The sequence below is a fragment of the Dyadobacter ginsengisoli DSM 21015 genome (assembly GCF_059568735.1).
The window spans coordinates 456,808-482,123 of sequence record NZ_JCANTY010000007.1 but is presented as its reverse complement, the minus strand read 5'-3'; the positions used below and the strand labels follow the sequence as shown (position 1 = coordinate 482,123).

Genomic DNA, 25,316 nt, shown 5'->3' with positions numbered 1-25,316 from the left:
TGGTAGTCCTTATATTCCTATGACCCGTTTTATCCTGACCCTTTTGCTTTCCGTGGCCTTATTCACCACGGGTGTATGCCAAAACAAACGCCGCCCGCTTAAAGGCAAGACCATTTGCATTGATCCGGGTCACGGCGGGACCGCACAGACCGACAGCTACCGGGTCGGCCCCGCGGGAGAACGCGAAGAGTGGATCAACCTGCGTGTGGGATTGCTCTTGCAGAAAATGCTGGAAAAAAAAGGTGCAAAAGTGCTGATCACACGGACAGAAGATAAGCAAGTGCCACTACCAGACCGCGCGAAATTGGCTGTGGACCATAAAGCCGACCTGTTTGTCTCGATCCACCATAATGCAACCGCAGATTCATCAGTCAATTTCCCGATCATCTATTTTCATGGAAATATGTCGGAGAATGTCGCGAGTGTGGACTTTGGTAAAGAGCTTGCAACGAGGTTGGCGAAATCTCTTCACCGCCCTAATACGCCGGTCTCGCTCGTATCGGATTTTACGATTTTCGCGGACGCGGGCGCATCTGTGCTACGTAATACGTACGGAATCCCGGCGGTGCTCGCAGAAGCGTCTTTTTTTACCAATCCTTCGGAAGAGCAGCGGTTGAAACAGCCCGACCACAATATTCAGGAAGCGACGGCCTATACAGAAGCGATCATCGCGTTCTTTGCCAAACCGGTTGCCGCTATTGTTGCTAAAAATTCAAAGGTGCCCGTTATTCCTGCTTTTAAGGTTTTCCAGGAAGCGGAGCGCATGACGCCCATTGCCCGACGTTGGCGGCAGGATTTTGAAGAGGGCAAAGTATTTATGATGAAGAAGGATACCGCACTGCTCAGGGAATCCTATGAACTTTTCACGCGCTCGGCGCGCTCATTTCCGGATTCTTATGTGGCCGGGCAATGCCATCAGAGCCGGTGCGTGCTGCTGAGGAAGCTGGGCAAGGCGGTGCAGGCCGGGCAGGAAGACCAGCGTTTTCGCGAATATTATGTGCAGGTCTCCGGACAGCCCATTGTGCGTTAATGAACTTGCTTGGCCGTTTCTGAACAAAAAATCAAATTTCATTATATGTAATTAATTGATATATAAATATCTTTCAGCTTGGCATGATTATTTTATCTACAAAAGTGAAATATATAAACTAATGAAGCGCAATTATCTCGGGGAATTTGAAGAGCTGGTGCTACTGACCGTTGCCGTGCTGAAAGACAAAGCCTATGGCGTAGCGATTGCTGATGAATTGCAGGCTCAGACGGGTCGTTCGGCCAATATCAGTGCCGTGCATGCGGCATTGCACCGCTTGGAGGAAAAAGGAATGCTCGCCTCGCATTTGGGCGATGCAACGGCCGAGCGCGGGGGCAGGCGGAAACGTCTTTTTGTGGTAACAGTCCTGGGTAGCACCACGTTATCGGAAATCAAAGAAATGCGAAACAGGCTTTGGGATGCCATAGCTCCCGGTGCATTAATCCCCGCTATATGAGCCCCTCCTATCCTCCACGTTGGGCCGATGGCCTGCTTCGGTTGCTATGCACGCCACATTTGCTCGAAGAGATCCAGGGCGATCTTTATGAGCGCTACTATGACGATCTGGCCGCATTAGGCCGGAAAGAGGCGGGTCGGCGGTATACCTGGAATGTGATCGGCTTTATCCGCCTGCGCTTCGGCTTTGATCGTGCTGGCTGGTCGAATGTATTGAAGAATCGTACTGAATCGAATTCCACAACCAGATATGCGGCTATGCTTGACAACTATTTCAAAATCTCCTTGCGTAATTTGTGGCGCAATCGCACGACCAGCGCGGTCAGTATCCTTGGATTATCCGTTGGTCTGGCAAGCGGGCTGGTCATTTTCCTGCTGGTTGGCTACCTGTTCAGTTTCAATCGTTATCATGCCAAGGCGGACCGTATTTATTGGGTTGTTACCGACATCCTGAAAGATAAATCGCAGCCTACGGATGTCACACCCAGGCCTTTGGGGCAGGTTTTGAGGGACCAATATCCGTTCGTGGAAAGTGCTGTGCGGCTGAATAACCTTTTCGGAACGGTGATCGGAGTTCCTGATGGGAAGGGAAGTATGGCCAAAAAATTTGAAGAATCCCGTAATATCTGTTTTACCGAACCCGAATATTTTAAGGTTTTTGATTCCCGATGGGTATCCGGCAATCTCCAAAACGCTTTGAGCGCGCCAAATACCGTGGTATTATCACGGGAATACGCACGCAAATATTTTGGAACAGAACAGGTGAACGGCAGGATATTGCGTTTGGACAATAAGACTGATTTAACTGTAACGGGGGTCATTGAAAACCCGCCTTCCAACACGCAACTACGCTATGACATACTGATTTCCTATGCAACTCTACCTGGTCTTCGGGGTGAGCCCGATATGATGCAAACGTGGGGCCCGCCTACCACGATGTGCTGGGTCGCGTTGAAAGAGGGGGCAAGTCTATCACAGCTCGAAAGTAGCCTCACAGCTATCACACGTAAGCATTACAGCACTAAGGAAGCCGGGTTATATCGGTTCAGGACGATCCCGCTGGGCGAGATGTTCCATACACCCGGCTATGGCCCGGCACCCCGTCCGATCCTGTATGCGCTGATCGTGGTCGGGATATTTCTGGTGATAGCGGCCTGCGTGAACTTTGTGAACCTTTCCACCGCTCAGGCGATCCGAAGGGCGAAGGAAGTAGGTGTGCGCAAAACCATGGGCAGTTCGCGGAGGCAACTGATTAGCCAGTTTATGCTGGAAACTGCATTGCTTTGCGGTACTGCATTCGTAATCGCATTGGTGCTCACGCAATTAAACCTTCCGATGTTGAACGGGGCTCTGTGGATGCTGCGGGCTGATATTTCAGTCCTGGATCTATTAAATTCTAAGGCATTGCTTTGGTTTGGCGGCCTGGTGCTCGGGGTCATTTTGCTCGCGGGGCTTTACCCGTCGGCGATATTGGCCCGGTTCAATCCGGTTGTTGCATTGAAAGGTAAGCCCGGGAATCAAAAGACAGGAAGGTTTTCGGTCCGGAAAAGCCTGGTCGTTGTGCAGTTTTTTATTACGCAGCTTTTCATTATCGGGGTTGTCGTAATGTCAGCTCAGGTACAGCATTTGAAAACAGCTAATCCTGGATTTGATAAAGACACTATCCTAATGGTGAATGTCCCCGGCGGCAGCGGGGTGAGGCAAAATACCTGGGTCAATGAGCTGAATATGATGCCTGGCGTGCGCTCGGTGTCGCTCGGGGCCGAACCACCCATGTCGCAAATGGATACGGACGAGTCATTTGTATTCAACCATCGGGCCGAGAAAGAGGTGTTCCAGGTCCGCGTGCGCATTGGGGATAGCCATTATCTTCCTGTTTTCGGGTTGAAATTACTCGCCGGACGCAATTTCGAATCAACGGATACTTCACGACGGGAGGCGTTGGTAAATGAGGCGATGCTCCGACAGCTGGGAATCAGCAATCCTGCGGATATTCTGGATAAAAGCATTCGCCTGTGGGACCGAGAGCGCAACATTGTCGGGGTTGTCCGGAATTTCAATCTCGATCCGCTGACTGCCGCTACGCAACCGGCCGCTATTGTGAACGAAGCGACTGCCTATACGATGGCGGCCGTAAAGCTGCAAACCGGAGATATGCATACGGTATTGCCCCACATTGAAAAGGCCTGGAACAAAATGTTCCCGGAGGCCGTATACAACGCGGCCTTTCTGAACGACAAAATCAGCGACTTTTACGCGACAGAACATATCCTGCTCGGGTTGATCCAGGTATTTTCGATAATCGCGGTATTGATCGGGTGCCTGGGTTTGTACGGTCTTGTTACATTTATGGCCGAATCACGCTCGAAAGAGATCGGTGTGCGTAAAGTACTGGGTGCGACGCAACAGCAGGTGTTATGGATTTTCGGAAAAGAATTCAGCCGGCTGTTGATTACAGGTTTCGTTTTTGCGGCTCCTCTGGGCTGGTTTATCATGAAAAACTGGCTGCAAAGATATGCCTGGAAAATCGATCTCGGCTGGTGGATTTTCGCATTGACCGCCGGCCTCGTCGCCCTGGTTACCGGCCTTACAATTTCCTTTCAATCCATCCGCGCAGCACGAACGAATCCGGTTACCAGCCTGCGCAGTGAATGAGTTGAGGTACCTGCCTATTCAACCACGGCGGACACGCAAATGTAGGTAGGGATAATGCCCGTGGCGCGTATCCTTACCTCCGCATCTTCCGCCTGCGTGTTACCTGTCAAAACCAAGGCTGTATCGAGTCCGAACTTGTTGCCGCCGAGGATGTCGGTATGTAGGGTGTCACCTACCATCAAAATGTCCTTTTTGCTCACATTAGGATAGTTTTTGATGTGCTGATAGGCAAAAATAAACATCTGGGGGTCGGGTTTTCCAAAGCGGATGAACTGCCGGCCGATCGTATCCTCGATCATCTTCGCCAGTGCCCCTACCGCAATGGATAAGCGGCTCTTGGATGCCGGATAAGTCTTGTCGGTATTGGCAACGATCACCGGGATGTTGCGCTTCCGGAGCAGGTTCAGGGTTTTGGTCAGATCTGTATTCCAGTCGAAGCCCTCATCGTCCAGAAACACCAGCGCGTTGATATCATTCACTGCATTGAGGTCGAGCTGCCGGATGGAAAGTGTCTTAATGTCGGATGTTTCAATGTAATGCGCCGAGTTTTCGGTACCCAGATAAGCAACAACCCCTTTCCTTACTTTCAGGTCAAGGTACTCGCGGGCCAGCATCCCTGATGATATGATCCGGTCGGGCGTGACGTCGTGGATACCGAGGTTCACATAGCTCTGGGCCAGTTGTTCAGGGCTGCGGGAGGCATCGTTGGTCACTACATAAAAGTCCTTGCCATGGTCCCGCAGGTACGCAAATGTATTTTCAATACCCGGAATGAGGCCATTGTACGTTTTCAGCACGCCGAATGCGTCAAAGAAGATGACTTCGTATTTCGAGATGACGGACTTAAAATTATCGAGGATCATACAGTTGGTGTCTTGGAGTGAACTGGGTAAAAGAGGGAAACCTATATTTTCAAAGCACGAAGTATCTTGTCGGCATCGAAACCTTCAATGGACGGGAAATACAGTTCATAAGCTTCGCGCTGCAATTTTGTGCAATACGAGCGGTGGAAGAAGTATTTACCATATTTGATTACATAATTCAGGATAAAAAAGCGGTAAGCTTCCTTCATGAACAGCACTTCCTTTTCGGTCAATGGATACACTTTATGATATTCCTGGAGAAAGATGATAAACCGGTCTTCCATCAATGGTCCGATGAGGTAACTGAACACTGTCCGGTCACCGACATTGGAGCAAACCCGGCTGAAAAAATAGAAATCCATCACGCGCGACGAAACCCGGAACCAGTCATAATCCCATCGTGAAAACAATTTCATATCGTCGGTTACGGAGAAATTCCCGATGTTCCAGTCCACAAAAACGGGCATCAGGTCAAAAGAGCTGACGTTGAGGCGCTGGATATTCTTCATGAAAATATCGCATTGTTTTTTGAGAATACTGATATAGCCCCGGTGCTCGTACTGGCCGGTATCGGTTTCCAGGATATCGAGTAAATGCTGGATATCGGTCCGAAGGTTTTTGGACGATTTCGGGATCGACCGGCTAGCGCGGAAACACGCCTGGTGGAATTTGGCGGACTCGGTGCCGAGCTTGCGGATATGCTCTTCATCCAGCCGCCGCGGCATCCGGTTCATAGCCCGGATCGGGTTATAAAAAACCACCCACGTGTCTACAAAGTCTTCCTGGTACCGATAAGTATAGACCTGGTTGTTTTTGACAAGTGATTTGGCCAGGACATTCTCGAAAGGGTATAACAAGTTATTGGAAAGGGCCTGGATGATCCGGTGGTCCTCCTTAAAGTGTTCATATTTACCGAAGTACGAAAGCTTGGCCACCACCTTGTCGTCGTTATCCAGCGTGACGCGGAAAACGTGATTGGTCGAAACTTTGGCACTGATATCCTCCACAAATTTGACGCCGATCGAATTATCGAACCCTGCCCAGGCTTTCCGGATAATTTCGGGATAATCTTTTAAACGCATTCCTGATCTCGCATTAGGCTTTACGGATGTCGATATAACGCTCCGGAGAGTTATTAAATGGCTCCAAAGGTAGCAAACTAGCCGGAGCAGAATAGCTTGACCGTAAGGATTGAATAAAAAAATAATCCCATAATTTTGCAAAAACTTACTTTTCAGATCTTGTTTTACTATTTCTCGCGTTTCCTGGTTCGTCTGGCGCTGCCCATTTATTTAAGAAAGCTTTGCGTCGCCAACTTTGACAAATTACCGAAAGGGACACCTTTACTCCTCGCCTCCAATCACCCCGATTCTTTCTTCGATGCCGTCGTGATCGGCTCGGTGCTGGAACAACCCATTCACACGCTCACGCGGGGAGATGTTTTCAGAAAAAAAGCTGCGGCTTTCTGGCTGCGACAAATTAATCTGATACCGGTTTTTCGCGGTTCAGAAGGTAGGCAATATGTTAAAAATCACGATGTTACTTCGCAAGAAAGTCACGATGCCCTGAAACAGGGCGATGCCGTGGTGGTATTTTCCGAAGGTATTTGTGTAAATGAATGGAGGCTGCGCCCGCTCGGGAAAGGTACCGCCCGGATGGCGTATAAAATCTGGTATGGCGACGATGCCCTGCAAAGCATGAAGGTGATCCCGACCGGTCTGAACTACGAAAACTTCCGCGGCCCGGGTAAACGCGTTTCGCTGAACTTCGGCGAGGCCATTGCCGCGGAAGACATTCAAATCAGCCCGCAGGAATACGAAAAGTGGCTCCGGGAATTCAACGAAATCCTCGACCGTAAAATGAACGCGGAGATTCTGACTATTCCCGACGACCTACCCAGGGCAGAGCGCGAGCAGCAGCTGAATGCATTTTTCGATCAATGTGCAACCAGGAAGAAGAAAACCAACCCGCTGTTCGCCGTCATCGGCTGGGTCGGCCGGACCATTCACTGGCCGTTATATTCCTTTTTCGAAAAAAAGGCAGCCAAACTCACTGCGGGCTCGGTTTTTTACGATTCCGTGCTGTTTGGCATGCTCATGTACCTGTATCCGGTAATCATCGGACTCATTTCCATTATAGTAGCCGCATTCGCAGGCTGGGCAGTTGGATTGGGTTTGTTTGCCAGCTTGCCGCTGCTGGCCTGGGTGGGGAGTAAGTATTAAAGAAACAAGCTATTTGGCGACGATGTTAAGGATTAATTCAGGGATCGGATAACGCTTGGTTCTATTGCCCTAGCAATCATTAGCCATGTAATTTTGCATTTGACTTACAAATTTACATGGTTAATGATTGTACTAAGGCAAGGAAAGATTTGTACTATTTGTCTTTCACCTTTCCCAGCCCCATTGCCTTCAACATCCAGTTCGGCAAAGGCTTCCTGAGCCCGCGTTTTTGCAGATCCATAAACCAGCCGAGCTTTTTCAGAATGGGTACTTTATGTGTTTCCACGAGTTCTATCAGTGTTCCGTCCGGATCTTCGAGGTACGCGAAACGACCCGCGGCATTCTCCATACCAAATGAACTCTCGCTGTCGACGGTGAATGGGTAACCTTGCGCCTGGAGTTTAGTTTTCAAAGTGTCCATATCCAGCGTGTCGAAGCAAAGGTGAATGTAACCGCAATCGCCCCAGTAGCGGTTTTCGAATATCTTTTTAGGCGTGCGGTCGTGGGCTTGTACGAGTTCGATCTGCACGTCTCCCAGCAGGCGGCTGAATGCACCGTCAGGGGTGAAGTTTTTGCGGAGGAGCATTCTGCGGAAGCGCTGACCGGGAATGGAAGCGGGCAGGTCTTCGAAAACGCCGGTTTTATCATATACCACATTGAGCGGTTGCAGCAGGTTTTGGTAGAAAACAGCTGCCTTATCGATATCGGAAACACCGATCACGACGCCGGCCACGCCGCCGACGTTTTTGCCTTTAGTTTGGAACCAGGTAGCGTCACTGGTGATCTGAAACAGGTTGCCGTAAGGGTCGGTTCCCCAGAAGCCCTCTCCTTCGGGAAGCTGCACGAGCGGCCCGGTGGCTTCTTTGGAATGGCTCTTGACCCATTCATGTGCCTTTTTTACATCGGGTGCCTTGAAACGGATCGCGTTAATGCCCAGATCTCCTATTTCGGGTTTGAAATTGGCGGGTTGCGAAGTACGGCTGGTGAACGACCATATTTCCAGCCCGCCGCCGCCGGCCATATTGATGGCAAGCAGGGCGTGCCGCGATTGTACTTTTCCACCGGTATAGGGTGTCATCAGCGGGGCTTCCGCTTTTTCATCAAAGACGGGGACGTCGAAACCCAGCACCTGCCGGTACCATTTCCAGGTATCGGGTACATTCTGGCAACCAATTCCTACCTGTTGAATTCCAGAGATCAGCGGAGCACTCATTTGTTGAGATTGTATTAAGATAAAGGTGGATAACTTTAAGAAGCGGCAATTTTACAAAATAAATAGCAAACCAACCGTTGCACAGGCATTTGAACCGGAAATGTGAACCGGTGAAAAAATTCTCGGGATACAAAATCTAAATGATTATTTGATAAGCATAATAATTCTTATCTTTAAAATGGTTTTTCAAAATTTTATTTTAGAAAGCTGGAAATCAACGCATCCATTTGGTTGCACTCATCGTATGTGTGATGAGCCCGTCTCAATGATAGTCTAAATGAATCAGTCAGTAGTAATTGCGCCGATAAGCGAGAGCTTACCGGATTTTTTGAGTTCATCGCAGTATTCAAAAGTTATAGTAGTAGCCGATAGCAATACAAAAAGGCATTGTTATCCTCTTTTAAAGGCCATTTTACCAAAACATAATGTAGTAACCGTTCCGAGTGGCGAGGCACACAAGACATTGGCAACCTGTGAAAAGATCTGGGAAGCTATGACCAGGGAAGAGCTGGACAGACATGCGCTGGTCATCAATGTGGGGGGAGGAGTGATAGGGGATATGGGCGGCTTTTGCGCGGCGGTTTACAAACGTGGAATAGATTTTATACAAGTCCCGACGACTTTGCTTTCACAGGTCGATGCGAGTGTAGGTGGAAAATTGGGGATTGATTTCCAGGGTTTTAAGAACCATCTTGGTGTTTTCAACATTCCGAAAAGTGTGCTCATCGATCCGGTTTTTTTAAAGACATTGCCGGAACGAGAAATACGATCGGGATTTGCAGAAATTATCAAGCATTGCCTGATCGCTGATGGTGCTAAGTGGGAGGAAATCAGGCAGAAAGATTTTGAAAATCAGAACTGGCAGGATCTCATCGCTCATTCTGTGAAAATCAAGCAGCAGGTGGTGAATCAGGATCCGACGGAAAAGGGGTTACGGAAGATATTGAACTTCGGGCACACCCTCGGACATGCGGTCGAGACGTGTTTCTTGAACAAAGCAGCCAATCAACGGCTTTTCCACGGAGAGGCGATCGCGGTGGGTATGATTATGGAAGCGTACCTGTCGTTCGAACGGAAAATGATCGATCAGCAGATGCTGACTGATATTGAAGAGTTCTTGTTCGCGACTTATGGCAAGGTGAAGATCAAACCCGAAGATGTGGAAGAGATCATTGGCTTGACAAGACAGGACAAGAAGAACAGAGGAAAGGAAATCAGGTTTTCATTGCTGAAAGGAGCCGGGCAATGTGCCTTTGATATCGTAGTAACGGCATCCGAAATGCGTAAATCAATAGCTTATTATTTGGGATAGGTTTTCAGGCAGCATAAGCTATTGGTAGTGTAAGGAGCGTATTCGATACTTCTTGATATATTTTTATTCACAACCTGACAAATTAAATGCTTATGCTGAGGTCTATTTCAATTTATGCCGCTTTACTTCTTGTAATCGTGATTGCAGGGTGCTCCAGTGGCCGGAAAGTGTTTGTGGAGCATGATTACAGCTACGAAACCAACTTTAAAGATTACTCTTCCTATACGTTTCTGGAATGTGAGAGGGATACCAATAATCTTTGCACAGAAATTTATGAGGCGATTCGTCGTCAGATGCAGGTAAGAGGCTACAAACTGACCGCGGAGAAGCCTACCCTGCTGGTCAATTATGGTATTTTCTATGATAACCTGCGTTATCAGGGATACATGCAGCCGGTGATCAAGAACTGGGTGGACACGGAGAATGAGGGATTCCGCTACGAGCCGATCAAATATGCACTTGACAAAGGTACGTTGATCGTCTCGCTGATCGACGCAGAGAGCGATCAGGTGGTGTGGAGAGGGTATGCGTCCGGGATTTTCAAAGGAACGGAAGGGTCTAATAACCATTACCGTAGTGTAGTAAGGCGCATTTTTGACCAGTATCCGCTTTTCGCGAAGGGGTATGACCCACGGAGATATAGCGAACAGGTTGGGCGATAATAAGCATAAGTCATACCGGTGTTATTCATTGTCAACGCGCACTGGCTACGGCAGTTGGTGATAACACCAACTATGGCTCAATGAGCTATTCAAACTACTGGCCCGGAAATCATCCCATGCGGATGGCTTCCGGGCTTTTTTATTTCAAACACGCCTGGTTAAGTACTACTTTGTAAGCCCGGCGTCGTCGGAGGCGCCCAGTGCCAAAGCGCCCCAATCGAGATTTTCGCGGCCTTTGGCAAGCCCGGAAATGAACCGGTTTTTGATAATATCGGCGAAAGGCATTGGTGCGTTCACATCCAAGGCGGTTTGAAGGGTCAGGTTAATGTCTTTCAGGCCGAGCGGAAAACGGAATGCAACCGGCTCGTATGCATGCTGGGCAACGATCTTGCCATAATTTTGAAAAATAGGTGCTGCGAACAGCGTCGAGGTCAGCATTTCATAGATGCTCTGGCGGGAGATCCCGTTCTTTTCAGCCATTGTGAATGCCTCTCCCATCATCTCAAGGCTACAAGCAATCATGAAGTTGCCCGCAAGCTTGATCACGTTGGCGGCACCGGGGTCGTCTCCAAAATCAAAAACACCTTTTACAAAACTTTGCACGACAGGTTTCACGCGCTCTTTGGCCAATGCATTTCCGGAGAGGCATATATTCCCGATTTTAGCCCTCACGGCCTCGGGTCTCGCGAAGATAGGAGCCGCCACATAGTGTGCACCATACCAGTCATGTATCTGACTAAGCTGACGGGACGTTTCGGGGGAAATAGTGCTCATCGAAATATGTACGCCATCCTTTCCGAGCTTTTCTACCAGTTCCATGGAGAAAATTTCCTCCACGGCGGCATCGTCAGCCAGGACTGAGAATACCATTCCGCCAGGTATAATGGCCTCTATCGGCTCTTCCACGACCGTCGCTCCCAGTTTCAATAGAGGCTCTGCTTTTGAGGCGGTACGGTTCCATACGATCAGTTCAAAGCCGGCTTCAATCAGGGCCTCGGCAATGGGCATGCCGAGGTTTCCAAGACCGAGAAATGCAATTTTTTCAGACATACTCAAAGGTTTAGATTTTAAAAATCAGACTTGAATGACACCTACACTGAATGGTTTTTCAATGGGCGCCTGGTCCGCTGCGCGGATCCCTTCGGAAATGATCCGACGTGTTTCCACGGGGTCGATAATACCATCTACCCAAAGCCGCGCAGCGGCATAATACGGTGATAATTCCAGATTGTAGCGGTCGGTGATTTGGTTCAATAATTCTTTTTCGGCTTCCGGCGTGATAGTTTCACCTTTGGCTTTCAGGGTAGCAGTTTGAACTTGCAAAAGCGTCCGGGCAGCGGTTGCACCGCTCATGACCGCCATTTGTGCAGTCGGCCAGGCGAATATCAATCTGGGATCATAAGCTTTGCCGCACATTGCATAATTGCCCGCGCCGTAAGAATTTCCGATAATGAATGTAAACTTCGGTACCACCGAGTTGGCCACCGCATTGACCATCTTGGCACCGTCTTTAATAATGCCTCCCTGCTCTGCCCGGCTGCCAACCATGAAGCCGGTCACATCATGGAAAAATACGAGCGGGATCTTTTTCTGGTTGCAGTTCATAATGAAGCGGGCGGCTTTGTCCGCGGCTTCGGCGTAAATTACTCCGCCCATCTGCATTTCGCCTTTTCCCGATTTTACCATTTTACGCTGATTGGCTACGATGCCTACGGCCCAGCCGTCAATGCGGGCATAGGCACAGATCAGCGTTTTCCCGTAGTCGGGCTTGTACTCGTCCAGTTCTGACTTATCTGTAATGCATTCGAGAATGGGTAGAACGTCGTACGGTTTGAGTCGGTCGGCGGGCAAAAGGGAATAGATTTCTTCTGCCGCGCGATCGGGATTTTGTGCTGTTTTCCGATCGAAGCCTGCGGAGAGCGGTTTACCTATTTTGTCGATATGCCTTTTGATCGCATCCAGGCAGGATTTATCATCGGGAAATTTGTTGTCCGTCACGCCGGATATTTCGCAATGCATGGCGGCCCCCCCGAGCGATTCAGCATCGATATCTTCACCAATGGACGATTTGACCAGATAAGGTCCTGCAAGGAATACCGAGCCGGTCCCCTCGACAATGAACGCCTCGTCTGACATGATGGGCAGGTAGGCACCGCCCGCCACGCAAGCGCCCATAATGGCTGAAATCTGCACAATGCCCATCGCTGACATTTGTGCATTGTTCCTGAAAATACGCCCGAAATGCTCTTTGTCTGCAAAGACTTCCGCCTGCATGGGCAGGAACACTCCCGCGCTATCGACGAGATAAATAACAGGCAACCGGTTTTCCATTGCTATTTCCTGTGCCCGTAAGTTCTTTTTCGCGGCAATCGGAAACCAGGCTCCCGCCTTAACAGTCGCATCATTGGCGATAATCATGCATTGTTTGCCCGAAACATAGCCCATGCCGGCGATCACCCCACCCGAGGGGCACCCTCCTTCTTCTTCGTACATGCCATCGCCACCGAATGCGCCAATTTCAAGAAAGTAGGAACCTGGATCGGTGAGATAGCTTATCCGTTCGCGTGCTGTGAGTTTGCCTTTCTGGTGTTGTGCTTCTATTTTTTTTGTTCCTCCACCCAGTTTGACCTGCTCGTATTTCTGGTTCAGGATCCGGATGAGGTGTGGTAGACTTTCCTGGCTGGTCATGATGATGAAGAATGGTGTGAGTAATAAAATGGGCTTATTTCAAAAGTAAAAAGTCGTTCACCGGTAAGCAAACGACTTTGATATTATAATTCGAAAAATGAGCGGCCTGCGCCTTACTTAGCGGTGGTAGCTGTATCCAGTGGTGATTCCGAAGGCCCTTTATCTTTCTTGCCAAATACCGACACATTAATGTAGCGCCTCGGATGCTCCCGGAAATTGGTGAGCAGCTTGTTCATACTGATCATCGTGCGGTTGAGGTTGTTATACAAAGCCTCGTCTTTTACGAGCTTGCCAGCGGTTCCTTTGCCGGATTCTACGCCGGCAAGTAATGTATGCAACTCATTGATGGCACTTCTGGCAGCCTGAACCGTTTCTCCCAGTCGCAGCGCATTCAGGGAGTCCGCCAGCGTACCGGTTTTCGCCAGTAACGGTTTCAGTTCTTTTTCTGTCTCCACCAGCGAGGCCGAAAGTTTATTCAGGTTGCCGGTCAATGCAAGGAGGTTGGTCCTGTTTTCATTGAGCAAGCCTTGGAGGTTGCTACCCGTCTGATTGTAATTTCTGAGCACCTGGTTCAGAATAAGTCCCGTTTCCTGGAAGCCGCCGACGACGAGGTCAAGGTTTTTGATGAGCGAATCGGCATGTGAAACCAACGGCAAAGCTTTTTCCTGCAATACCGCTGAAATACCTGACTCTTTTTTGGAGACAAGCGTGTCACCGTCCTTCATCGGGGAGCCATTTCCCATGGTCAGATGGATCACTTTCCCGCCGAGCAGCCCGCCGTCTGCCAGTACCGCTGCTGTTCCCTGCGGAACTGCAATGCCCTTTTGCACGTCGATGGTTACCAGCAGCATGTTCTGACGGTTTTGGAGCAATTTGATTTCTTGCACGCGCCCAACGTTCAGGCCATTCAAAAGCACGGGATTAGACGCGGTCAGACCGTCGATATTGTCGTAAAGGACGTGGTACTTATAGGTTCTGGAAAAAACGTCGGAGCCTTTGAGGATGTGGAAGCCGAAATAGAGCATGACAATGGCAAGTAGTGCCATAATTCCGACTTTTGCTTCTCTTGATAATTTCATGGACTAAACATTTGACCTGCATGGTTGACTGGCAGGCGTAAGTGGTATCAAACTTTCAATAATGTCTTGCTAGCAGGTTTTCGGGGTTTAACACCAAAGTATCAAAAATTGTTTTGACAAATCAAAGCATTATGTGATCGGTTACTTAGCGGTCCATGTCTTTCTTGTAGGCCATAAAAGCCTGGTGAATGCACTTGGCGACCTCTTCCTGGCCGTCTTCCGAGCTCAGGTACTCTTCTTCATCTGGAGAGGAAAGGAAGCCTGTTTCGATCAGCACGCTGGGCATCGCACATCTCCAGAGTACCAGAAATCCAGCTTGTTTCACCCCACGGCTTTCACGTTCGGAAATCGACTGGAATTTTTTCTCGATCTGATCGGCCAGTCGAAGGCTGCTTGAAATAAATGCACTCTGGTAGTTGGCCAGCATAATGTGGGCCAGGGGTGAGTTGGGGTCGAAGCCCTTATATTTTTGTTTGTAGTTCGTTTCCTGCAAAATAACCGAGTTTTCGCGTTTCGCTACTTCGAGGTTGCCTTCTGTTTTGTGTAAACCCATCACATAGGTCTCGGTGCCATGCACGGTCCGTGACCGGGGGGTGGCATTGCAATGGATGGAAATGAAAAGATCCGCGTTGTTACGGTTGGCGAATGCCGAACGCTCGCCTAATTCTATGAATACATCTGTCGAGCGCGTATATAGTACCTTGACATCCGGCGTCTCTTCCTTGATCTTCTTTCCCAGGCCTAGCGCAACCGCCAATGCCACGTCTTTTTCCTTTGTGTATTTGCCTCTGGTTCCAGGGTCTTTGCCTCCGTGTCCTGCGTCAATGACTACTGTATTAACTTTGCTGCCCGATTTCGTAGTGGCCGGTTCCTGCTGAAAAACAAACGCTACGCTCGCCAGCAGAAAACTTGCTACAATTACTAATTTAAGAAGTTTTAACATTATTTTTTAATTGGGGCGTTACTCGAACGAGGTTTCTCTGCTAATTTTGAAATTCGTATGCAAAAATACTCTATTTGTTAGAACTGAAAAGAAAGGCGATTATTATATCGTCGGTAGTTGCGGCGTTTCTCTTGTTCAGCACTGTGGCATGTGTGCAGCAACGATCCAAGGGGTCCGGGAAAAATCAGAGTAAGCTCAAAAGTTCTGCTTCTGCGAAACAATCAGCGGATTCCCTTCTTACAGTGCAAAAACGAGCCGGCGCAGATACATCTGCCGCAGGCCGGTCCGGTGTGCCTGGGACAGTGGCAAAGGGCGATACGACGCTGGCGGGCAAAGGACTGGCAGCCGATTCCACGGCGACAGATTCCCTCTCAAATCCCGACGACCTTCAGAACACCGTCGAATATACGGCCGAGGACTCGACAATCATGGACGCAGTTCTCAAGCAGGTGCATTTGTATGGGAATGCGGAGGTCAATTACGGTACGATCAATCTCAAAGCGAGCTATATCAGGCTGAATTGGGTTACCAATGAAGTTTACGCCGTAGGTACCTATGATTCTACTGCGAAAAAGATGGCTGGCGAACCCATTTTCCAGGATGGTCCGGAGACTTATAATACCAAGGAAATTCGCTATAATTTCAAATCCAAAAAGGCGCTGATCCAGGGCATTGTGACCCAGGAAGGCGATGGGAACATACGCGGGGAGAAAGTGAAAAAGGATGCCGACGGCAACTTCTACATCAGGCATTCGATATATACGACCTGTAACCTTACCCATCCGCATTATTACATCAATGCGCCAAAAATCAAGATGGTGAATAAGAAGCAGGTCATTTCGGGGCCGTTCAACCTCGTGATCAGCGACGTGCCCTTGCCTATTGCATTACCTTTCGGTTTTTTCCCTTTTCCTAAAAAGAAAGAAAACGGCACGAGCGGCGTCATTTTCCCCACCTATGGGGAGGAGCCGAACGGACGTGGTTTTTACCTCCGGGAAGGCGGATACTATTTTGCCATCAGTGAGTATATCAACGCCACTGTGACCGGGCAGATTTATTCCAATGGGAGCTGGGGTTTGGGTGTTACATCGGCCTATATTAAACGTTACCAATATTCGGGTAACCTCTCACTCCGGTTCAATAAGAACAAATCAAGTGATGAGGTCGATAAGCTGTTTAAACGTGGAGCAACAAACGATTTTGCCATTCTGTGGTCTCACGCACCGAAGGCGCGAGGCAACTCCACATTCTCCGCAAACGTTAACATAAGCAGCAACAGTTACAATCAGCTTCAGGAATTCGATGTAACGAAATATACCTCGAACGTTGCCAGTTCATCTGTCCAATATAACCGCACATTCGGACAATACATGAGGGCCGCTGCCAGCTTGCGTGTGAACCAGAACTTCGGCCAGAAAGTGCCGGGTAAGGAGCTCAGGCAGAATGGGAAAACCAATGCCTCGACCGATTTTAGTTTTGGGGTGAATCAGATCGCTCCCTTTGCAATGAAGGGAGGACGTGGCCGATGGTATGAAAGTTTCAGGTTAGGGATGGATTTCAGTGGGAATTACACTCTTACCAACTCCCTGACCGCCGTTGATACCTCTTACAGCCGGCTCGGGTTTGTACTGACAAACAATGTGGATACAAGTCGCGTAAATAAGACGAAAGTAGTGCCTTTCAATCTGAACAACCTTCCGGACATGTTGAAGGATGCCCAGTTTACAGGCCGGTACAGTATCCCTATTTCACTGCCTAATTTCAAGCTTTTGCGCTTTGTGAACGTCACGCCAAGTGTGTCGTTGTCCGGAGAAGTGTTTACCAAACAGTATAAGTATACCTGGTTGGGCGCGGATAGTATCCGGATCGATACGGTTAAAAAAGTGGGGACGGAATACTCCTACAATTTCGGGGCAGGAATGAACACCCGTTTCTACGGAACTTTTTTCTTTGGAGGAAAGCGGCTGGAGGCGATCCGGCATACGGTAATTCCTTCGGTGTCATTCACTTACACGCCTGATTTTACCGGGGAGGCATTTGGTTTCTACGACCGGTTCCAGATCGTGGACCGGACAGGGAATGTTCGTGATCTTTCGCTTTCGCGATTCCGGGGAATAGGTTCAGGTTTGGGTAACGGACGAGCGTCGAGCGTGATCTCATTCAGTTTGAACAACTCGTTCGAAATGAAGCTGAAGACCAAGAGCGATACGGCGGCTGCCCAGTTTGAAAAAGTGTCGTTGCTGGATAACCTCAGCCTGGGCGGAAGCTACAACCTGCTGGCGGATTCACTGAACCTGTCCAATATTACGGTCAACGCCAACGCGAGGATAGGGCGCAACCTGAACCTGAACTTTAACATGAACCTCGACCCCTATACCTACCAGGCAAATCCGAATATTGTAGGCAATCAGGTGGGGACGAAGGTCAACAGATATGCGATTACCAGCGGCCAGGGATTAGCCAATTTGCAAAACCTGGGTTTTACATTGGGCACCAGTTTTTCTCCAAAAGGTAGTTCGTCCAATAACAATAATAACGCGAATACCAAACCCAATCCGAACGATCCGAACGCGGCCACCAAGGAGGAAGTGAAGGAATTTGTCAAACAGAACCCGGACCTTTATGTGGATTTCAATATACCCTGGAACCTTTCGCTGAACTACAACTTCGGCTTAACGAAACCCGGATTATCAAAAGCAACGCTTATTCAGGCGGTGCAGGCGACGGGTGACCTGAGCTTGTCCAAGAACTTTAAGATCAGCGTCAGCAGCGGTTTTGATTTCACGGCATTTCAACCTACTATCACCCAGCTCACATTGTACAGGGACCTGCATTGCTGGGACATGAGTTTCAGCTGGACGCCTTTCGCGGGCAGCGCTTCCCGTGTGAGCAATTACAGCTTTACGTTGAAAGTGAAGTCGGCGATCCTGCAAGACCTGAAAGTGACACGCCGTCGGTCATTCTACGACAGATCGGCTTATTGATCTTTTAACGACATCAACAAAAATGGCCGCCCCATCCGGAACGGCCATTTTTGTTGATGTCGAGAAGCTGATGCTTACTTAGACGCAGGTTTAGCAGCCTTTGGAACCACCTCTCCATTCAGGTAAAGAGTGATCGAACCGCCTTCGGTGTTGCTGAAAACAGTTACAGGCTTGTTGAACGGACCTGCCGCAGCAGCATTAAAAGTAGCTTTTACGGTTCCGGTTTTACCAGGAAGAACAGGATCTTTCGACCATACGGGCGTGGTACATCCGCAGGAAACAGTTACGTTAGAAAGAATCACCGGGTCAGTACCTGTGTTGGTAAATGTGAATTCATGGGTAACAGGAGTTCCTTGTGGTACTTTACCGAATTTGTGTGTTTCTTCTTTGAATTTCAAAACACCTTTCTGAGCGAAACTTACAGTGGTCAGGCCGAGCATTAGAATCAGCGCTGAAAAGAATACTTTCATAGTCGTGACTATACTTTAAGTGGTGAAAACTTGATTGTTAAACAAGATTAATGCTAAAAAGTTAAATATAACAATCATTAACCAATATTAACAATGGATTTTCAAAAGTGCGGGCAGACCGCCGGGGGTATTATTTTCCTGCATAATTTTGGCTTGCATTCAAAAAAACGTAATTTAACTTACGGATTAAAACCCGTGATTTTCGCTTATGCTTCAAAATGATAGTTTGACCGGTTCCAGTGTTTTAAGTAAAGAAGATATTATCGACGACTACCGCCTCGCATGTGAAAGTCGTCAGGTAAGCTTGCTGGGGAGGAAGGATACAATGGGAGGCCGTTCGAAATTCGGTATTTTTGGAGATGGTAAAGAAGTAGCTCAGATTGCACTTTCGAAAGTTTTCAGGCCTGGTGATTTTCGCTCCGGATATTATCGGGACCAGACCATCGAAGCTGCTGTCGGGAACCTCTCCTGGCAGCAATTTTTTGCCCAAATGTATGCTCACGCAGATCTGGAACACGAACCCAACACTGGGGGAAGATCCATGAATGGACACTTTTCAACTCGCTGGGTCGACGAGAATGGGCAGTGGCTGGATCAGACAAAATTGTATAATTCCGTTTGTGATATTTCTTCTACCGCAGGACAGATTCCACGAGCGGTGGGGCTGGCCTATGCCTCCAAGCTGTACCGGGAAAATCCTGACCTGCACGACATGACTCGCTTCTCCCGTGAGGGCGATGAGGTGGTATTTGCGACCATCGGCGATGCATCTACTTCACAGGGGATGTTCTGGGAGGCCATGAATGCAAGCGGAGTATTGCAGATCCCAATGATAGTCTCGGTTTGGGATGACGGATATGGTATCTCGGTACCTGTGGAATATCAAACGACCAAATCGAGCATTTCGAAAGCACTTGCCGGGTTGCAGCGCAATGAGGATGGTGACGGTATCGAGATTATGGCTGTCAATGGCTGGGATTATCCGGCGTTGGTAGAAACATATCAGCGGGCAGCCAAAGTAAGCCGTGAGGAGCATGTGCCGGTGCTGGTACATGTTATGGAACTGACTCAACCACAGGGTCATTCAACTTCCGGGTCGCATGAACGCTACAAGTCGAAATCGAGACTGAACTGGGAGCATGAGCACGATTGTAATATCCGGTTCAGGGATTGGATATTGAGAAATGGCTATGCGACGGACGAAGAGCTCGAGCATATAGAAAAGGAAGCGAAAGAAACGGCGCACGCGGCGCGCAATCAAGCGTGGCAGGCATACCGTAAAGAGCTGGACAAAGAATATCTCGAAACGATTCAGCTTTTGCAGGATGCCGGAAAGGCGAGCTCTTTTTCAAACGATATCAGCAATGTTGTCCTTGAGCTTTCCAAAACTTACCTGCCTGTGCGCCGTGATATGCTGGCGAGCGTTCGGAAGGTTCTGCGGATCATCGGAAAAGAAGAAAATCCGTACAAACGCGAGATTCAGGAATTCCTGAAAGTGAATCTGGATGCCAACAAAGCACGTTTCAATTCGCATTTATATAGTGAAACGGCAGAATCTCCGATGCATGTCCAGGCGATTAACCCCATATTTTCCGAGGATAGCCCAACAGTGGACGGACGCGAGGTGATCCGTCAATATTTTGACGCGTTGTTTGAACGTGATAACAGAGTTGTTGCACTTGGCGAGGATATTGGCCGGATCGGTGATGTGAATCAGGGCTTTGCCGGACTACAGGATAAATTCGGGGAAATCAGGATCACTGACACCGGCATACGGGAAACAACGATCATTGGTCAGGGAATTGGCATGGCGATGCGGGGACTAAGGCCTATCGTTGAAATACAATACTTCGACTACATTTATTATGCACTAGCAACGCTGACCGACGACCTTGCGTCGCTGCGTTACAGGACGGCCGGCGGACAGAAGGCCCCTTTAATTATCAGGACAAGAGGGCATCGGCTGGAAGGAATATGGCATTCGGGATCCCCCATAGGAACGATGTTGAGCAGCTTGCGTGGATTACATGTGATTGTCCCCCGGAATTTTACGCAGGCTGCCGGATTTTATAATACACTGATGCAAGGAGACGATCCCGCATTGATCATAGAGCCACTGAATTCCTATCGTCAGAAAGAAATTCTGCCTGATAATGTGGGTGAATATTGCATCCCTTTGGGGCAACCTGAAATTATTAGAGAAGGAAGTGACCTTACAATCGTTACTTATGGCTCGATGTGTCGTATAGTAATGGAGGCCGCTTCTCAATTGCAGCATTCAGGAATTGACGTCGAAGTAATAGATGTGCAAACATTACTGCCTTTCGATGTCGGCAATAAGATAGTGGAGTCCATTAAAAAGACTAACCGGGTCATTTTTGCAGATGAGGATTTACCCGGGAGCGCGTCAGGTTACATGATGCAGCAGGTTTTGGAGAAACAACAGGCATACCGCTGGCTGGATTCGGCTCCGGTGACCATTTCTGCGAAAGACCATCGCCCGCCATATGGTTCAGACGGTGACTATTTCTCCAAGCCGAATATGGACGACATTTTTGAAACTGTTTACGGAATCATGCGAGAAGCAGCCCCAGATCAATATCCGGAGCTGTTTAACGTATGACTTTATGTATCGGACAAAAGGGAAGAGAATTCTGGACATTTCGATTGCGGCAATGGGGCTGATAGCCTTGTTGCCGTTTTTTGTTGTTTTACCTGTATTGTTATCCGTTCATTTCAAGGGAAATCCATTTTTTGCACAACGCAGGCCCGGATTGAACGGGCGACTTTTTACGATCCTGAAATTCAGGACTATGCGACGCGACAGCCACCCGCTATCGTGGTTTGGAAGTGTGATCCGCCAATCATCGCTTGATGAGCTACCGCAGCTCTGGAATGTACTACGGGGCGATATGAGTATCGTCGGACCGCGGCCGTTATTGGCGGAATATCTTTCGCTTTACACTGCGGAGCAAGGCAAACGGCATATGGTAAAGCCCGGGATGACAGGCCTCGCGCAAATTCATGGACGAAATAATCTGACCTGGGAGGAAAAGTTTATGTATGACCTGCAATATGTACATACGGTTTCTTTAACTCACGATGTATGGATCATTTGGCGGACAGTAACCGGAATGCTGCTTTTCCGTAATGTCGGTTCCGGGTTTGAAACTGCCCGCTTTAAAGGTAACCCGGTATGCTGATTTACGGAGCCGGTGGTCATGCCAAGGTGGTGCTGAGTATTCTTTCGGCATGCGGGGTACGTGTCGGCGGTATTTTTGACGACAATTGGCAAGGTGTAGACTTATCGGGCCATCGTATTCTGGGTGGCTATAACCCGAGACTGATGGCAGCGGAGGATTTGATTATCTCAGTGGGTGATAACTACGATCGTAAGCGACTGGTAGGATTGATAACCCATTCATTTGGCACTGCCATTCACCCGACAGCTATCATTGACCCGTCAGTTCACTTGGGAGTCGGGACGGTGATCGTCCATAACGTGGTAGTTCAGGCAAATTGCTGTATCGGAAACCACGTAATAATCAATACCGGCGCTATTATTGATCATGATTGCAGTCTTGAAGACTTTGTTCATGTAGGGCCGGGCGCTACATTGTGCGGGGGCGTGCGCATTGGTGAATGCACGCTTGTGGGGGCGGGAAGCGTGGTAGCACCGCGAGTGGGCATTGGGAAGGATTGCGTAATAGGAGCCGGAGCAGTGGTGATTCGTAATGTTCCAGATTATGCAAAGGTGGCTGGGAACCCCGCGCGAGTCATTTGTTAAAATCTAAACACACTATGTCGTACAGAATTTACTTATCGCCTCCACATATGAGCGGGCGTGAAATGAAATACATCCAGGATGCTTTTGATAGCAACTGGATAGCACCCGCCGGTCCGAATATCGATGCTTTTGAGGAAGAGTTGTGCCAGTATACAGGAAGCAAGTACGCGCTGGCGGTATCATCGGGGACTGCTGCGCTGCACCTTGCCCTGGTAGTGCTGGGCATTCGAAAAGGTGATATAGTGCTTTGTCAATCGTTAACATTCGTAGCCACTGCGAATCCGATTATGTATGTGGGTGCGACACCTGTGTTTATCGATAGCGAGCCGGTTACCTGGAACATGTGTCCGAATACTTTGGAAGACGCAATTCGTCATTATATACGCATTGGGCGAAAGCCGAGAGCGGTCATCGTAGTTCACTTGTACGGAATGCCGGCCATGCTGGACGAGATCCTGTATTTATGTAAGAAACACGATATACCAATGATCGAAGATGCTGCGGAAGCATTAGGGTCTGAATACCGCGGGCAGCAGGTGGGTACTTTCGGAGACATTGGCGTTATTTCTTTCAACGGAAATAAGATCATAACGACTTCGGGCGGCGGCGCGATTTTGTGCAGTAACGTCAGGTATTTGGATAAAGCTGCTTTCCTTGCCGCGCAAGCGAGAGAACGGGCCAGTTGTTATGAACATGTAGAAGTAGGTTACAACTATCGCATGAGTAATATAAATGCGGGGATCGGGAGAGGACAATTAAAGGTGATAAGGGACAGGATTGAAAGGCGCCGCTCCAATTTTCGGTTTTATCGCAACAAATTGGGCGCGCTGTCAGTTACAGCTTTTCAAATGGAGGTGGAGAAAGCCTTTTCGAATTATTGGCTTACAGCATTTATCCCCCAATCCTCGCCCGATGAAGGAGTAGCTAATCGGATTATTGCTTCTTTGTCAGCAATCGGGATCGAAGCAAGGCCTATATGGAAGCCGATGCATTGTCAACCCTTATATCGGACAGCGGCGCGATTCGGAGGAGTTGTTTCGGAGTATTTATTCACGAATGGCGTTTGCCTGCCGTCCGGATCAAGCCTGACGGAGGCGGATACGAGTGAAATATGTGGGGTGGTGCTGCGGTTGATACAGGAGTACTGATAGCCGGGAACACGCTTAGGAAAAAAGGGCCTTGTGAGCCATCCTGGAATGAATAAGAGGGATAACACGTCGGTCACCCCTCTTTACATTTTTATTATGGCTGGATTTCAACCTCAAATTGAAGAGGTGAATAGGGGAGAATAGAGCCGCTTCCGTTTTTACCATAGCCAAGTACTGACGGGAAAATAATAATCGCTTTTTCGCCGCGGCGCATTTTCCTGATCGCGCGATCAAAACCTTTGATAGCGTTGCTGTTACCAGTAACAAAATTGTAGGTTCCCTCGTCAAATTTGGTGTCGTCCAGCGTCTTGCCTACATATTTGACAGATACGGACTTACCCGGACCGATCGTGTCGCCAGCCACAGTGTTGGTTCTTACGGTAACGATGTTATCTGATGTACGATCCGAAACTGTAAAATTCTTCTTGGTGATGAATTCGTTTATCTGCTGAACTTCTGTACGGGTTTTGATAAATTCGACTTCCATTCTTATCGGTGAATACGCTGGGATATTAACCCGGTCAACATTGCCGGAGGCCAGATAGAAGGGGAGCAATAACGTTGCCTTTTCACCTGTTTTCATTAGAAATATCCCCCGCTCGATCCCCCCCCAGAATACATAACCTTCAACAGGAAATGTAAAATCTTGCTTGGTGTCGGTAACGGAAGAAATTACTTTCGTTCCGTTGAGAAGGTAGCCGGTGTATTTGATGGTGGCGGCATCTCCGGTTTTGGCCCGTTCGCCGTTCGGATTGGAAGTCCGGATCATATAATACAATCCGGAAGAATCCCGGACAGCCTTTGAGCCGAGGCTATCTGTTTTTAAGTAAGCTTGAATAGCAGTTTCATTCTCGGCAATTTTTTCTTCATCCTTATTGTCGGACTTCATGCATCCGGACAAGCCGATGATCATTGTCAGCAACACACACCAAACCAGATTAATACGCTTCATTTTTGAGTAAATTAATGGGACTTTGTGAATTTCAAGGTAGACTCTCCGGATTCCAGATTGGTTGCAATCAGGAATGAAAAACATCGATTTTTACATTTTTTTCAAAGTATTTGCAAAAGGGCGACAATGGGCATTGGAAACATTGCGGATTACGCGCAGTGCACACATAGCGCCCGTGAAGTATCAGCCAATGGTGTGCTTTATGAATCAAATCCCTGGGGATATATTTTACCAGTTCCCGTTCAACAGCCAGGGGCGTTTTGGCAGTGAGTGGTACCAGTCCTAATCGCCTGGACACTCTGAATACATGCGTATCAACTGCCATGGCTGGCATACTGAATATAACCGAAGCAATGACATTTGCTGTCTTGCGACCCACCCCGGGTAATTTCTGGAGCTCTTCGACGGAGGAGGGCACTTCGGAATTGAACTGTTCAACCAGCATCCGCCCCATACCGACGAGATGCTTCGCTTTATTGTTGGGATAGGAGATAGAACGGATATAATGGAACACTTCCTCGGAGTCGGAAGCGGCAAGTGATTCGGCATCCGGGAAGCGTTCAAATAATTTTGGCGTGACCATATTCACCCGCTTGTCAGTGCATTGTGCGGAAAGGATGACGGCTACAAGAAGTTCGTATGGATTGGAGTAGTGTAGTTCAGTTTCGGGTTCGGGGAAATTCTGGATAAAATAGTCCAGGAATTGTTTAAAGCGTTCTTTTTTTTGCATAATAGTCAAATTTCCCTGGGAAGGGAACTCATTCCCGACGCAGAAGATCATCAAAGTCTAAAATAACGTCAATTTCCAGCTACCGGACCGATAGCTGGAAATTAAAAAACCTGCCAACTCGT

The 25,316-nt window shown here is 48.6% G+C and carries 21 protein-coding genes; 11 read left to right on the top strand and 10 right to left on the bottom strand.

From position 1 onward, the window contains the following. Positions 1-19: 19 nt before the first annotated feature. The 3 genes from BP71_RS26875 (at position 20) to BP71_RS26865 (ending at position 4,141) form a co-directional block, all read left to right on the top strand. Positions 20-1,030: an N-acetylmuramoyl-L-alanine amidase family protein gene (locus tag BP71_RS26875; protein WP_496384656.1), complete on the top strand. Its 1,011-nt coding sequence runs from the start codon at positions 20-22 to the stop codon at positions 1,028-1,030. Positions 1,031-1,151: 121 nt separating this feature from the next. Next, the gene (locus BP71_RS26870; RefSeq protein WP_496384655.1) at positions 1,152-1,487 is read left to right on the top strand and encodes a PadR family transcriptional regulator; all 336 of its coding nucleotides are present in this window, start codon (positions 1,152-1,154) and stop codon (positions 1,485-1,487) included. Then, positions 1,484-4,141 carry an ABC transporter permease gene (locus BP71_RS26865; protein WP_496384654.1) on the top strand — a complete coding sequence of 886 codons (2,658 nt, stop codon included), beginning with the start codon at positions 1,484-1,486 and terminating at the stop codon, positions 4,139-4,141. Before BP71_RS26870 ends, BP71_RS26865 begins: the two co-directional genes overlap by 4 nt. A 14-nt stretch (positions 4,142-4,155) precedes the next feature. On the opposite strand, the gene BP71_RS26860 is transcribed toward BP71_RS26865, so the two are convergent. Beyond that, positions 4,156-5,004, bottom strand: coding sequence for a TIGR01459 family HAD-type hydrolase (locus tag BP71_RS26860; RefSeq protein WP_496384653.1), 849 nt, complete (start codon positions 5,002-5,004; stop codon positions 4,156-4,158). Between the two features lie 41 nt (positions 5,005-5,045). Then, the gene (locus tag BP71_RS26855; RefSeq protein ID WP_496384652.1) at positions 5,046-6,086 is read right to left on the bottom strand and encodes an aminoglycoside phosphotransferase/kinase family protein; all 1,041 of its coding nucleotides are present in this window, start codon (positions 6,084-6,086) and stop codon (positions 5,046-5,048) included. 135 nt (positions 6,087-6,221) lie between these two features. Here BP71_RS26855 and BP71_RS26850 point away from each other — a divergent pair, with 135 nt between their 5' ends. After that, entirely contained in the window at positions 6,222-7,226 is a 1,005-nt protein-coding gene (locus BP71_RS26850; protein ID WP_496384651.1) for a 1-acyl-sn-glycerol-3-phosphate acyltransferase, read from the top strand. 154 nt (positions 7,227-7,380) lie between these two features. On the opposite strand, the gene BP71_RS26845 is transcribed toward BP71_RS26850, so the two are convergent. Continuing rightward, on the bottom strand, positions 7,381-8,439 hold the full coding sequence (locus BP71_RS26845; protein ID WP_496384650.1) for a VOC family protein: 1,059 nt from the start codon (positions 8,437-8,439) through the stop codon (positions 7,381-7,383). A 277-nt stretch (positions 8,440-8,716) separates the two neighbouring features. Between BP71_RS26845 and aroB the strand changes: the two genes are divergently transcribed. Next, the gene (gene aroB, locus BP71_RS26840) at positions 8,717-9,751 is read left to right on the top strand and encodes a 3-dehydroquinate synthase (protein WP_496384649.1); all 1,035 of its coding nucleotides are present in this window, start codon (positions 8,717-8,719) and stop codon (positions 9,749-9,751) included. A gap of 86 nt (positions 9,752-9,837) precedes the next feature. Next, entirely contained in the window at positions 9,838-10,413 is a 576-nt protein-coding gene (locus tag BP71_RS26835) for a DUF4136 domain-containing protein (protein WP_250767548.1), read from the top strand. A 165-nt stretch (positions 10,414-10,578) separates the two neighbouring features. Here the strand turns inward: BP71_RS26835 and BP71_RS26830 are convergent, their stop codons facing one another. The 4 genes from BP71_RS26830 to BP71_RS26815 all read right to left on the bottom strand — a co-directional run bounded on the left by BP71_RS26830 (position 10,579) and on the right by BP71_RS26815 (position 15,123). Beyond that, positions 10,579-11,463 (bottom strand): NAD(P)-dependent oxidoreductase, encoded by an 885-nt coding sequence (locus tag BP71_RS26830; RefSeq protein ID WP_496384648.1) that lies wholly within the window; start codon positions 11,461-11,463, stop codon positions 10,579-10,581. Positions 11,464-11,487: 24 nt separating this feature from the next. Next, entirely contained in the window at positions 11,488-13,101 is a 1,614-nt protein-coding gene (locus tag BP71_RS26825; protein ID WP_496384647.1) for an acyl-CoA carboxylase subunit beta, read from the bottom strand. 113 nt (positions 13,102-13,214) lie between these two features. Beyond that, positions 13,215-14,180, bottom strand: a complete 966-nt coding sequence (locus tag BP71_RS26820; protein ID WP_496384646.1) for an MlaD family protein — start codon at positions 14,178-14,180, stop codon at positions 13,215-13,217. A 145-nt stretch (positions 14,181-14,325) separates the two neighbouring features. Continuing rightward, positions 14,326-15,123, bottom strand: a complete 798-nt coding sequence (locus tag BP71_RS26815; RefSeq protein WP_496384645.1) for an N-acetylmuramoyl-L-alanine amidase family protein — start codon at positions 15,121-15,123, stop codon at positions 14,326-14,328. A 74-nt stretch (positions 15,124-15,197) separates the two neighbouring features. Between BP71_RS26815 and BP71_RS26810 the strand changes: the two genes are divergently transcribed. Then, entirely contained in the window at positions 15,198-18,107 is a 2,910-nt protein-coding gene (locus tag BP71_RS26810; protein WP_496384644.1) for a putative LPS assembly protein LptD, read from the top strand. A gap of 74 nt (positions 18,108-18,181) precedes the next feature. Here the strand turns inward: BP71_RS26810 and BP71_RS26805 are convergent, their stop codons facing one another. Continuing rightward, positions 18,182-18,577, bottom strand: a complete 396-nt coding sequence (locus BP71_RS26805; RefSeq protein ID WP_496384643.1) for a DUF1573 domain-containing protein — start codon at positions 18,575-18,577, stop codon at positions 18,182-18,184. A gap of 208 nt (positions 18,578-18,785) precedes the next feature. On the opposite strand from BP71_RS26805, the gene BP71_RS26800 reads away from it, so the two are divergent. Genes BP71_RS26800 through BP71_RS26785 form a run of 4 tightly spaced genes read left to right on the top strand, consistent with a single transcriptional unit; the run spans position 18,786 to position 23,512 of the window. Then, positions 18,786-21,200 carry an alpha-ketoacid dehydrogenase subunit alpha/beta gene (locus tag BP71_RS26800; RefSeq protein WP_496384642.1) on the top strand — a complete coding sequence of 805 codons (2,415 nt, stop codon included), beginning with the start codon at positions 18,786-18,788 and terminating at the stop codon, positions 21,198-21,200. Positions 21,201-21,204: 4 nt separating this feature from the next. Continuing rightward, positions 21,205-21,780 carry a sugar transferase gene (locus BP71_RS26795; RefSeq protein ID WP_496384641.1) on the top strand — a complete coding sequence of 192 codons (576 nt, stop codon included), beginning with the start codon at positions 21,205-21,207 and terminating at the stop codon, positions 21,778-21,780. Then, positions 21,774-22,364, top strand: coding sequence for an acetyltransferase (locus BP71_RS26790; protein ID WP_496384640.1), 591 nt, complete (start codon positions 21,774-21,776; stop codon positions 22,362-22,364). Before BP71_RS26795 ends, BP71_RS26790 begins: the two co-directional genes overlap by 7 nt. 14 nt (positions 22,365-22,378) lie before the next feature. Continuing rightward, complete coding sequence (locus tag BP71_RS26785) at positions 22,379-23,512, top strand: aminotransferase class I/II-fold pyridoxal phosphate-dependent enzyme (protein ID WP_496384639.1); 1,134 nt, start codon at positions 22,379-22,381, stop codon at positions 23,510-23,512. A 94-nt stretch (positions 23,513-23,606) separates the two neighbouring features. On the opposite strand, the gene BP71_RS26780 is transcribed toward BP71_RS26785, so the two are convergent. Further along, positions 23,607-24,464 (bottom strand): FKBP-type peptidyl-prolyl cis-trans isomerase, encoded by an 858-nt coding sequence (locus BP71_RS26780; protein WP_496384638.1) that lies wholly within the window; start codon positions 24,462-24,464, stop codon positions 23,607-23,609. Between the two features lie 67 nt (positions 24,465-24,531). Then, a complete protein-coding gene (gene nth / locus BP71_RS26775) occupies positions 24,532-25,194 on the bottom strand; it encodes an endonuclease III (protein ID WP_496384637.1) in 663 nt (220 codons plus the stop codon). Positions 25,195-25,316 lie beyond the last annotated feature (122 nt).